Genomic DNA, 12,509 nt, shown 5'->3' on the forward strand with positions numbered 1-12,509 from the left:
AGACCCATTAAAACATCGAGTTTAGCACGAGTATGCGTTATTGATAAAAATTATGTAATACTAAAAAGCTGATGAAAGCGATTAATCAGAACCGAATAAATCACGTGTATAGACTTTATCCGCAACATCACGAATTTCGTCAACCATACGGTTTGATACGATAACATCACAACTAGTTTTAAACTCCTCAAGAGACTTAATGACTTTAGAGTTAAAAAATTCATCTTCTTGAAGCACAGGCTCGTATACAACCACTTCAATTCCTTTTGCTTTTATACGCTTCATTATCCCCTGAATACTAGACGATCGGAAATTGTCAGAACCAGATTTCATGATTAATCGATAAATCCCAACACGTTTAGGATTCCGCTTTACAATCGATTCGGCAATAAAATCTTTACGAGTCGTATTAGCATCAACTATTGCACTTATAATGTTATTTGGTACGTCAGCATAGTTGGCTCGTAATTGTTTGGTATCTTTAGGCAAACAATATCCACCATAACCAAATGATGGATTGTTGTAATGTTTACCTATGCGCGGATCTAATCCAACACCTTCAATAACTTGACGAGCATCTAAACCATGTGTTTCTGCATAAGTATCAAGCTCATTAAAATATGCAACACGAAGCGCAAGATAGGTATTAGAGAACAATTTAACAGCTTCTGCTTCAGTTGAATCAGTAAGCAGGACTTCAATGTTACTTTTTACAGCACCTTCAAGTAAAAGGTTAGCAAATACTTTAGCACGCTGAGAACGCTCACCGACAATAATACGAGAAGGATAAAGATTATCATAAAGCGCTTTACCTTCACGTAAAAATTCTGGAGAAAAAATAATATTATCGGTATTAAACTTTTCACGTACACTTTTGGTGTACCCAACTGGGACGGTCGATTTGATCACCATTACAGCTGATGGGCTAATAGTTAAAACATCTTTAATTACAGCTTCAACTGAAGATGTATTAAAGTAATTAGTTTGTGGATCGTAATCTGTTGGAGTAGAAATTATGACATAATCTGCATCACTATAAGCTAATTTTTTATCCAATGTAGCTGTAAAATCGAGATTTTTATTAGCTAAATAATCTTCAATTTCAGCATCAACTATCGGAGACTTTTTATTGTTCAACATTGCAACTTTTTCAGGAATAATATCCACTGCAACAACTTCATGATTCTGAGCCAAAAGCATGGCATTAGAAAGCCCTACGTAACCCGTACCTGCAATAGCTATTTTCATTATATATCTCTTTTTACAACTATTTATTTTATAACTTTACTAGCGCTTAACAATACGCCTCTAATTACACTGCATGTTAGTTCTATTTCTAATGATGTTAGTGTCGGATGCACCAAGAACATTAGGCTAGTTTCTCCGAGTTCCACCGCATTTTTTAAGCGTTCCTTCGGTCGCCAAGAAGTATTATCAAACGCTTTCTCCAAATATATTTCGGAACAACTTCCCTGAAAAGCTGGTACACCTTGTTCATTAATCTGTTCAACAATTAAATCTCGTGTCCAACCTTCTTTAAGATTATCAGGATTTATGAATACATAATGTTTGTATTCTGCATGGACGATATATTCAGGTACATTAACTAAACGAACTAGCAGCAAATCTTTAATTGCATTATCGATTTTAAAAGCATTATTAATACGTTTTTGAACCCAATCAGACATTCTTGTTAGTTGAATTCGTCCTAGTACGGCTTGCATTTCTGTCATACGCCAGTTTGTGCCAAAACTTTCGTGCAACCATCTAAAACCAGGAGGGTGTTCACGGTTGTATATGGCATCAAAACTTTTACCATGGTCTTTATAACTCCACATAGTAGACCATAATTCTTTTGAATTAGTGGTTACCATACCGCCCTCTCCGCCGGTAGTCATAATTTTATCTTGGCAAAAACTCCATGCACCAACATGGCCAATACTGCCTACTGAACGACCTTTATATTTAGCACCATGGGCCTGTGCGCAGTCTTCGACCACATAAAAACCATACTCGTTACTTAGCTCCATTATTTCGTCCATTTCAGCAGGCATTCCCGCTAAATGCACAACTATGACAGCTTTAGTTTTAGGTGTGAGTACTGCCTTAATAGTTTCTGCCGTAATTGCTTGGCTATTTAAATCAACATCCGCAAATACAGGAACAGCGCCAGCAGTAACAATAGAAGAAGCTGATGCTAAAAAAGTTCGCGGAGTAGTAATGACTTCATCACCAATACCTACTTTGAGCGCCTTGAGTGCAACATCAAGAGCAAGAGTGCCATTACTTAATGCAACGGCGTAATCCGTTCCGGCCCATAGAGCGAACTCTTTTTCAAACTCTCTACCTTCTAAGCCGGTCCAATAATTTACTTTGTTCGATAATACAACACGGCTAACCGCATCAGCCTCTTGCTGTGTAAAGCTAGGCCATGGAGAAAATGGGGTGTTTAACATATATTAATACTCAAAAAAACCTTTTTTAGTTTTACGACCTAAATGATTTGCTCTTACCATTTTTCTTAAAAGAGGGTGAGCTCTATATTTAGGATCTCCAGTTTCAGAATAAAGCGTTTCCATAATAGAAAGATTTACATCATTACCAATTAGATCTGCTAGTGCTAGTGGCCCCATAGGGTGGTGAGCACCAAATTTCATGGCTTTATCTATATCAACAGCGGTAGCGATGCCTTCAGCTAAAATACTTACGGCCTCGTTAATCATTGGAATAAGCATTCTGTTAACGACAAAACCAGGGGCTTCTTGAACTACCACGGGGGATTTACCTAAATTTTGAGTGAAAACTTTGAGGTATTGAACAACGTCTTCTGATGTCTCATGCCCAACGACAATTTCCACCAACTCCATTACAGGTGCAGGGTTAAAAAAGTGTAAACCAACTACATTCTTGGAATTAGGTAAAACACTACCAAATGCAGTTATAGACAAAGACGATGTATTAGATGCAATAATTGTTGAACCTTTAACGTAATTGTACAGCTCAGAGAACAACTCCATTTTAATAATGAAATCCTCAGCAACTGCTTCAATTACTAAATCAGAAGCTATTACACTCGATAACAATGAACTAGGATAAATTTTTTCCAACGCATTTATTGATTGTGCTTCAGTTAACTTACCTTTCCTAACCAAACGGGAGATACTTTTTTCACAAACAGCTTTAGCCAATAAGGCTTTATTATCATTTCTTGCTATAAGGTTAATTTTAGTTACTTGGTCATTAACACATAACACCTGTGTAATGCCTGTAGCCATTGTGCCAGAACCAATAATTGAAACTTCCATTAATCAACAATTTCCTTTAATTTTTTTGCAGGATTACCGGCAAAAATAATTCTCTCGGGTATATTTTTTGTAAGAACACCTCCCATACCAAGCATAGAACCTTCTAAAAGAGATAATCCTTGTCTGATTACAGATCCTGTTCCAACTTCAACTAAATCGCCAAGTAAAACATTACCGGAAACAGCTACCATTGGAGCAATAGTAACATAGTCTCCAAACTGACATTCATGACCAACAGTGACATTGAGATTTAATATGTTGTGCTCTCCCAACATGATATCAGCTGTAAGTATAGAGCCTGCGCAAATTATAGAACCATTACCAACAGTCACTGTGTTCGAAAGTCTGACACTTGGGTGTATGAGAATTGAAAAATTAGGCTTACCCAAGGAAAGCATTTTGTTTAATACATAACGTCTTGTCCTAGGAGAGCCAATAGCTATTATAAATTCACAATCTTTATAGTTTACCCATTCAGAAACACTGCCGATTACCGCAGCACCTTGAACGTAAGTATTATGAGTTTCAACCGAATCATCAAGTACCCCTTTTACTTTGCGATTACAATCACCAGCAAGCCAAACTACTTCTTTTGCGAAACCACCACCACCAATTATAATTAACTCTTTCATTTGTCATCGCTCCCCTTAAAAAGAGTCATTGTAACCTCTCCTTCAGCTCTTATTCCTTCACGAATAAATACTTTTTTAACTGTTAGTAATAGTATTTTTAAATCGAGCAAGAAACTTTGATTATCTATATACCATACATCGAGTTTAAACTTTTGTTCCCAGCTAATTGCGTTACGTCCATTAACTTGTGCCCAACCAGTAATACCAGGCCGTACATTGTGTCGGCGTGCTTGTTCAGTGTTATAAAGAGATAAATACTGAACAAGTAAAGGGCGAGGGCCTACTAAGCTCATGTCACCTTTTAACACATTAAATAAACCTGGTAGCTCATCCAGACTAGTTGAACGCAAGAATGAGCCAAAATTAGTCATACGTTCATCGTCAGGTAACAAGTTACCTGACTTATCTTTACCATCGAGCATGCTACGAAATTTCATCATTTTAAAAACTTTGCCATTCAAGCCTGGGCGATCTTGAGTAAATAAAATTGGAGAACTCAATTTTAAACGAATACATACAGCAACTATAATTATGATAGGTAATAACAAAAGCAATGCACTTAAAGCAACTGAGAAATCAAAGAAACGTTTAATCATATATAGCATCCATTAATGTCTTTTCTATTCGAGCAGCCATAATATCTCTTGAAAAATGATCATATGAAAGCACTTTACAACTTTCAACCGCAGTATCATATTCGGTTTGATTACTTAAAAAATGAGAAATACTCTCTGATGCTTTGTTAAAATCAGTCTCATGTAGAACAAGGCCACAATTATGCTTATTAATAAACTCTTGCTGCCAGCCACCATAATTTATAGCTATTGGTGTTTGTGAGGCTAGTGAATCAAATAGTTTATTAGCCGAATTATGCCACATTTCTTTAACTGAACCAAATAAAGACAAGGACAAATCGGCAGCTGATAAAAGCTTGACAATTTCAGTCTTTGGTACGGCAGCAAGAATATAAAGGTTCTTATTTAACACACCAGCCTTGTCAGCATCAGATATAATCTGTTTTTTTTCCATGCCGTCCCCTATAGCAACGAAGCATAAATTAGAATCCAATTTGTCAGCAGCTTTAGCTAACTCAACAATATAACCAACATTATTAATTAATCCAAAAGTGCCAGTGTAAGTAATGAGTTTACGTCCAGCTACGAAATTTAATTTAGAATTTAGGTAATTGAGGCCTACTGATTTATGTACATCAAATAAGTCAGTGTCACAACTGTTGGTTGCAAGCGTTACTTTATCTGCAGCGATACCATGCCTGATGATTCCATCACACATGCCTGGAGATAAACCCACAAGCCTTTTTGAATTTTTATAAGTATACTTCTCCAACCATGTTGCACATTTTATAATGAGTCTGTTCTTGATTACACCTGAAGCTATTGGTAACTCAGGCCATAAATCTCGCACTTCAAACACCAATGGTTTATTTTTTAACTTAGAATAAAATAAACCTGGTATAGCTATTGTTAAAGGTGTACTGGTTGCAAAGACAACATCAGCTTTAATTGAGAGTGATCTTATAGTTGAACTAACTGAAAACCTGATAAACTTGAATATTCGTTTCATAAAATTATCTTTATTAGAATATTTCAAATGTAAAACATGTAATTCAATTCCTTCTAACTGAATAATATTCCAACCTTTGTTGAAATTATAATTTTCAGAAAAAAAAGCAGAACTAGTAATAAAAGTTACATTATGGCCACTTTTTACAAACCGTTTAGCCATTTCATAAGAACGAGTTCCAGCATTTGATTCTGGAGTAGCAAAATATTGATGAAGATAAAGAATTTTCATAGTTAAACATACTTAGTTAATTAGACACGGAAATAAAAATAATTCATTTAAAATTAAAGCCTGAAACAAATATAAAAAAAGATTTTATCATTCCATCATCAATAGTAAAAAGTTTAGCTCTTTTCAAGAAAAAAGGAAGTAAAATAAACCAACCACACCACCCGAAAACTCTTCGGAATGCAACCCCCCGAGCAAAGACACTTGTTTCAGAAACGGAAGAGCCAGAAGACTCTAGAGGATGGCTACAAATAACTGTAGGTACAAACAATATTTTCATATCATTTCTAATACAATCAGCTAAAAAAACGGCTTCGTCACCAATGGGAATGTCAGTACCAGCTCCCATATCCTCAGAAAAACGTACACTTTCATAGCATTCACGTTTTAAACTTATCTCAATTGTTCCGACAGAAAGAATATTCGCATAACTCCGATTTGACTCAGAATTAGGGTAGCGTCCCCTAGGATTACCATCTAAATCATTTACTATAAAAGTTATAACTTGACTTTTATTTTTACTATGAGATTCAACAATGGTTTTAAAACAATCCACATCGAGAACAATGTCATCGTCACAAAAATACACGATGTCAGAAGTAGCCTTATTGAGTAAGTAGTTTCTACTTTTAGTTACCCCCGTAGACTCTAATGCATAATAAAATACATCACGTCTTTCTAAGAAATTTAACTTAGAAATATCAATATTTGAAGCGCACTGATGACCAACTAAATATCTAACACCTTCAATTGGCTCTAACAATAAATTTGATATATCTTGAACTCTAGAACCAAATGTTGATATTAATACATCTAATGTTTTCATAAAAACCTTTTATTGAAATACAATCAAAATGAATAAAAGAGATAATTTGAATAATTATATTCTCCGCTAGCCATATATGTAACTTTTAACACATAAGGAGCCAATATATAAACAGACAAAAAAGAAACTCTCCGCCAAGACTTACTATCTATAAGATATTGATATAAATAATAAATTGGAAATATATAAAAAAATATAAATGCTGATTGCAATCTAAAAAAGAAACCATACTCCAAAGAAAGTATGATGAACCAATATGTAACAACCCAAACAACAATAGAGAAATCGAAGTATTTTCTAAAAACAGAAGATTCACAATAAATACTTATCGGTTTCCTTTTTAAGTAAACAAACCAAAAAAAAACAAATAAAGGCAAATAGTATAACTTGGAGAAAAGATTTATTAATGATATTCCTGTTGCATAGTCACTATTAAGGTAATGAGAATAGCGGAAAAAAAACAAATTAACAAATGAGGGTACTAATTGCATTAAAGATACATAGATAAATGGAAGTAAGAAAAATAAAAAAGCTAGCTTTCGATTGGATAATGGTATTAGGATTTTCATAGGGAGTAAAAGAAGACTTACAACTGATGAAAAGTGGGACGATATTGCCAGTATGATTAAAACTGCAGTTTTAATCAGTTTGTTTTCAGCTAAATAAACAAAAGCCAACGGAATACACATAACTCCCATGTATGCTCTTAACCCATTCATTTGATTATGATATATACCAGTAATTGTTAGGAAAAGAAAAAAAATTATTGCTATATTAAAATTAGCTTTCCTCAATTTAAACATAGTAAAAAATAGTAAACAAGTATTAAAAAATGTGCAGAAATAAAAAATTGATTGTTCACCTAGTTGGTTCTCCACTATAAATCTATATATATAATAAAAAACCAACTCACCTTTTATTCGGTATAGTTCAATTAAATCGGGTTGGGCATAATAGTTTCTATATGTAAAATAATCCGTACCAACATTATATTGAGTTGCTGGAAATATAAAATAAAAAAACAGAATAGGAAACCATATAAAAAAAACACTTAAAAACTTTTTCGAATTTAAGTATTTTTCATCGAGAAAAAAATAAATTGTCCCCCCAAATAATAAAAGTAAATATATCAAAATTACACCTTAAACCTGAAAAACAACATTAATCTACTATATAATTCAATCTACTTTGTTTTTAAAATCTATTGAAATACCGCGACTTTTAATTACTGTTTCACATTTATATTTTGCATCTAACACATCATCTAAATCTAAATATACATTATCTTTATTAACTCTTTTACTAATTCTTTTGATAACTCTTTTAAAAACAATAGATAACACCCAAAACAATTCTTTTAAAAATGATTTAGATAACTCTAAAAATGAAACTAAAAAACCATGTTCTCTCCGCCATGAATTAAAGCAATTAAAAGTTAAAGTTCTATATTGTGGATAGTATAGAAAACAACGCAAATATAAAATTGAGAAATTGATACTTTTTGGGTCAATACCAACTGTTTCTAACGCTTTTAAAAAAGAATAAGCCCAAACAGTTGGCACACTGTAAAACTCAGGAATCCTGTTATCCCAAACTAAATTTTGAAAAGCGCCAATATGAGGATTATCTCTTAACTTTCCAGTATGCTGACCTTTTGCACTCAAACCAGAAGTACTTGCCCCTGAAGCTCCAGGTACTACGACTGGATAATCAATTAAATATGAACTCATTGATTCAGAAGATATTAAAGTAGAACTATAAATATCAGGACTTACACCACCGAATAAACTCCCGTATTTAATTGTTATTCGCTCAGCCAAAAGACGAGATATCATTCCAGAATATGCACGCGGCATGTTCAATACGCCGCGACCAAAATCATTCAGAGCTTCATTGAGTGCTTTCTTAGTATCATGTAATATAACAGACCCAGAATATTCAGTAAAACTCAAGGTTCCGGAGAAAATATCACCCTGATTACGATGTTTAAAATCGGGCCAAAAATATGTCACTGGAAACGAAAACCTAATAGACTCAACAAGATTTTCATGAGCCCAATTTGCTACATCTATTACACTATTACAAACAAAGTCATCATCTCCAATAAAAACTAGAAACTCACCCGTTGCATGTTGTAAACCATAATTAAAATTGTCTACAACGGAGATACCTTGACCAGGTCTTACTAACTTTAATTGTGTTTTATTTATATGTGAACTACAAAACTTAACGAGCTTATCATTATCACTAGTATCTGATATGACAATTTCAATATCAGAATTAATTGACAGCAATGAGTTAATAGTTTTTATAGCATATTCAAAACGATTGTGTGTTGGGATAATAAATGAAATAAGTGGCATTTTTGTCTACAGTCTATTAGTTTAAGTTACTTTCTAAGCTCATTTTTAACATAGTTTAATGTAAGTAATAATTCCTTAATGCTCTCTACGTCCAAGCGATTTGTACTATGGGAAGTGTAATCTTCAACTTTATTTATATCTACTTCACCTTCTAGGATATACTTATCATAATTTAAGTCACGATTATCTGCTGGTATACGATAATATTTCCCCATGTCCTCTGCTTTAACCATCTCTTCTCGTGATACTAATGATTCAAAGAGTTTTTCACCATGTCGAGTACCTATAATTTGTGTATTAGTTTTTTTATTGCATAGTTGCATTATGGCTTCCGCTAAATCCTGTATCGTAGAAGCTGGAGCTTTCTGAACAAATATATCACCTTGCTCTCCATGCTCAAAAGCATGCAATACTAGATCAACTGAATCCTCAAGTGACATTAGAAATCTTGTCATTTTTGGATCTGTAATTGTTAAAGGCAAACCCGCTTTAATTTTCTCAAAAAACAATGGTATTACAGATCCCCTGGAAGCCATTACGTTTCCATAACGAGTAGAACATAAAATAGGCCCTCCCTCAGGAATCATTCTTGACTTAGCAACAACTACTTTCTCAGCCATGGCTTTAGAAATACCCATAGCATTAATTGGATATACGGCTTTATCCGTACTAAGCAAAATCACTCGTTTCACTTTATTTGCTATTGCAGCATTGATTGTGTTCTCGGTACCAATTACATTAGTTTTGACCGCTTCCATAGGATAGAACTCGCAAGAAGGAACTTGCTTAAGGGCAGCAGCATGAAATACATAATCCACTCCAACCATAGCCTGAACAATACTACTATAATCTCGCGTATCACCAATGACAAATTTTAACTTATCATTTGATAAAGATATCCTCATATCTTCTTGCTTCTTTTCATCGCGACTGAATACGATTATTTGTTTAACATCTGTTTTTAAAAAACGCTTCAATACTGTATTACCAAATGATCCTGTACCACCAGTAATCAACAATGTTTTATTCTTGAACATACTATTACTCTTTATCAGATAAAAATTAAAAAAATTATTTCGTCACTACATTAAATAAAGTGAGAAGTACAGCCATTAAAGCTGAATTGAAAAGCAAGGTTAAAAAACATACTTTAATTGAGTCCATGGCAGTTTTTTTCATTTTTGGAATGTAAAATAACCTTATCCATAGACCTATAGTTGAAATGAAATGATATAAAAAATATACAACCGCTATCATTATTAAATTATTAAAATATGCAAACAACGTAACAAGAACTAAAGTTATAAAAGTTAACGCTAATGAAAAATTAGCTTGAAACTTATAATCTTCAGAAATAATAAGAAATACATACGGAATAAACCCGAGTGCCCCTACAGATATTGCAGGAAGAAGTATTCGGGTTAATGCAACTACGTCAGAAGTATTTCCAGCGCCTCGTAACCATAAATTAATAATGAAATCATTTAATAACCAGACAACCACTGTCACAAAAAAAACTGTACTTGCAAGTGCAATAACATATTTTTTCAAACAAACCTGAAGACTAATATTATCATTCTCTCCATAAAATTTAACTATTTTAGGTTGAAAATATGATTTTATCGGCCCTGCAAGTACTGCAATAGGTAACATACAAAATGAAGAAGCTAGAAAATAAGGCACTAACTCTTTTGCTGACATAAAAAAAGTTACAATTGATTTATCTAATTGCAATACAGCTGCTCCAGCTATACTCAATATTATAAGAGGCTTCCCTCTTCTAGCCAACACTATACATGATGAAATATCCAAATTTACTTTTCTTGAGTTAATATATTCTTTTGAAAATAAGCCTTCACTATATTTTTTCAAAAATATGAAATTCAATAGAGTTGCAAATAGTTGAGCAAATACGAAAACATCTAATGTCGTTGACACTTCATTTAATAAGAATAAAGTAAATAAAGCTTTCCATAAAACACCAAATACCTGAATAATACTTACTGCTTTATATTGTTGCTTAGCTAAAAGTGCAGAAAATGATATATTTTGGAGAATAAGGATCCAAAACATAATTAAAGTACTAACAATTAATATAAAAGAAATAGTTATATCAAAAAAAAACCACCAAATCAACACAAAAAAAAGTATAAAAATATAAAAAATAGATATAACTAAGCTTGCTTCATTGACTATTTTTAATGGATTATTTTTTAAACAAATTGCAGTATCTCGAGCAACTAGAGTCGACATGCCAAAATCTAGCATCATCAATAAAGCTTGCAATGATAATATTACAGCTACTATCCCAAATATACTTTCACCTAAAATCTTATTGAATAATGGAAGGAAATAAACTCCAACTAATACCCCACCAGTTTTACTTGCAAAGATAAAAAATACATTAACAAAACTATTTTTAAAAATCATTTTAATTACTTATTTTAAAACTGAATACAACACTTTTTAATTTTTTTGCAATAAACTCTATATCAAGTTGAGATAACCACCATCCACATGGAAGAGCTAATACTGTGTTTTGAAAAGTTTCGATATTATCTAAATGACATACATCCTTTTTTTTAAAACATGAATAGATATCATTACGCTGATGTAAACTTGAAACTGATATCCCGGTACTTTTCATTAATTCAATAACTTTATCTCTGTTATCTATTTGCACTAAGAATGTCCAATAAGCACTCTCAGAGCCATCCATCACAGGTACAACTCTTATTTTATCATCATATAAAAAATTTTCTTTGTAATATTCAGCATTTCGTTGAGTCAGTAACATTCTATCTTTTACTTCATCAATTTGAATATTCCCTAATGCTGCACAGATATTATTCATAGCCATAGAGCTACTAGCAACTGGAATATCAGATTTAGGATCAATCTCTCCTATAGAATTTCTAAAAGTAATTGAATTTATACCAAAGCGTCGAAGTTTTTTTCCCTGAATATAATCACTCTCATTTTTACAAACCAACATCCCACCCTCGGTAGTGTTAATTTGTCTATTCGGATAAAAAGAAAAAACAGAAAAATCACCAAACCCCCCAACATACCGCCCATTAACTGTCGATAATAATGCGTTATTACAATCTTCTATTAATTTAATTCCATATTTTTGACATATGAGAGCAATTTTATCTATTGGTGTAGGGTATCCTGCAACATGATATATTATTGCCGCTTTAGTTTTTTCTGAAATTGCTGATTCAAATGCAATAAGGTCAATCTCAACACTATTAGGTTTAAAATCGATCCATACAGGAATCGCTTTACATAACGCAATTGGAGAGTTGCTGGCCATACAGCTAAATGGAGTAGCAATAACTTCATCATCTTCTTCTACATCAGCTAAACGTAAAGCAAGATGTATTGCATTAGTCATATCGTTGATTGATAGTGCATATTGTTGTCCGATTAAATTAGCAAAATTTGACTCGAACAATTCGACATATGACCCCGATGCAATTTTTCCGGATTTGAGTACTTCACAAAATACATCCTGCATATTTTGATTTGAAACAACATTAAAAAGAGGGAATAATTTATCCATATC

At 32.9% G+C, this 12,509-nt stretch carries 12 protein-coding genes; all 12 read right to left on the reverse strand.

What is annotated here, in order from left to right; translation table 11 throughout:
• Positions 1–81: 81 nt before the first annotated feature.
• Genes EGC86_RS00695 through EGC86_RS00750 form a run of 12 tightly spaced genes read right to left on the reverse strand, consistent with a single transcriptional unit; the run spans position 82 to position 12,506 of the window.
• Positions 82–1,248: a nucleotide sugar dehydrogenase gene (locus tag EGC86_RS00695; protein ID WP_123776327.1), complete on the reverse strand. Its 1,167-nt coding sequence runs from the start codon at positions 1,246–1,248 to the stop codon at positions 82–84.
• Between the two features lie 23 nt (positions 1,249–1,271).
• Positions 1,272–2,456 carry a DegT/DnrJ/EryC1/StrS family aminotransferase gene (locus EGC86_RS00700; RefSeq protein ID WP_123776328.1) on the reverse strand — a complete coding sequence of 395 codons (1,185 nt, stop codon included), beginning with the start codon at positions 2,454–2,456 and terminating at the stop codon, positions 1,272–1,274.
• A 3-nt stretch (positions 2,457–2,459) separates the two neighbouring features.
• Entirely contained in the window at positions 2,460–3,305 is an 846-nt protein-coding gene (locus EGC86_RS00705) for a 3-hydroxyacyl-CoA dehydrogenase NAD-binding domain-containing protein (protein WP_123776329.1), read from the reverse strand.
• Entirely contained in the window at positions 3,305–3,937 is a 633-nt protein-coding gene (locus EGC86_RS00710) for an acetyltransferase (RefSeq protein WP_123776330.1), read from the reverse strand. The genes EGC86_RS00705 and EGC86_RS00710 overlap by 1 nt, the downstream gene beginning before the upstream one ends.
• A complete protein-coding gene (locus tag EGC86_RS00715) occupies positions 3,934–4,533 on the reverse strand; it encodes a sugar transferase (protein ID WP_123776331.1) in 600 nt (199 codons plus the stop codon). The genes EGC86_RS00710 and EGC86_RS00715 overlap by 4 nt, the downstream gene beginning before the upstream one ends.
• Positions 4,526–5,752, reverse strand: a complete 1,227-nt coding sequence (locus EGC86_RS00720; protein ID WP_123776332.1) for a glycosyltransferase family 4 protein — start codon at positions 5,750–5,752, stop codon at positions 4,526–4,528. The genes EGC86_RS00715 and EGC86_RS00720 overlap by 8 nt, the downstream gene beginning before the upstream one ends.
• A 43-nt stretch (positions 5,753–5,795) precedes the next feature.
• Positions 5,796–6,575 carry a glycosyltransferase family A protein gene (locus tag EGC86_RS00725; protein ID WP_123776333.1) on the reverse strand — a complete coding sequence of 260 codons (780 nt, stop codon included), beginning with the start codon at positions 6,573–6,575 and terminating at the stop codon, positions 5,796–5,798.
• 23 nt (positions 6,576–6,598) lie between these two features.
• The gene (locus EGC86_RS21200; RefSeq protein ID WP_165872316.1) at positions 6,599–7,708 is read right to left on the reverse strand and encodes an EpsG family protein; all 1,110 of its coding nucleotides are present in this window, start codon (positions 7,706–7,708) and stop codon (positions 6,599–6,601) included.
• A gap of 45 nt (positions 7,709–7,753) precedes the next feature.
• Positions 7,754–8,938 carry a glycosyltransferase family 2 protein gene (locus tag EGC86_RS00735; RefSeq protein WP_123776334.1) on the reverse strand — a complete coding sequence of 395 codons (1,185 nt, stop codon included), beginning with the start codon at positions 8,936–8,938 and terminating at the stop codon, positions 7,754–7,756.
• A gap of 26 nt (positions 8,939–8,964) precedes the next feature.
• The gene (locus EGC86_RS00740) at positions 8,965–9,975 is read right to left on the reverse strand and encodes a polysaccharide biosynthesis protein (RefSeq protein WP_123776335.1); all 1,011 of its coding nucleotides are present in this window, start codon (positions 9,973–9,975) and stop codon (positions 8,965–8,967) included.
• A 34-nt stretch (positions 9,976–10,009) separates the two neighbouring features.
• The gene (locus tag EGC86_RS00745) at positions 10,010–11,368 is read right to left on the reverse strand and encodes an MATE family efflux transporter (RefSeq protein ID WP_123776336.1); all 1,359 of its coding nucleotides are present in this window, start codon (positions 11,366–11,368) and stop codon (positions 10,010–10,012) included.
• A 1-nt stretch (position 11,369) separates the two neighbouring features.
• On the reverse strand, positions 11,370–12,506 hold the full coding sequence (locus EGC86_RS00750; protein ID WP_123776337.1) for a DegT/DnrJ/EryC1/StrS family aminotransferase: 1,137 nt from the start codon (positions 12,504–12,506) through the stop codon (positions 11,370–11,372).
• Between the last annotated feature and the right edge of the window lie 3 nt (positions 12,507–12,509).

It is taken from the genome of Shewanella frigidimarina (assembly GCF_003797125.1).
In the GTDB taxonomy this organism is placed as follows: Bacteria; Pseudomonadota; Gammaproteobacteria; order Enterobacterales; family Shewanellaceae; genus Shewanella; species Shewanella frigidimarina.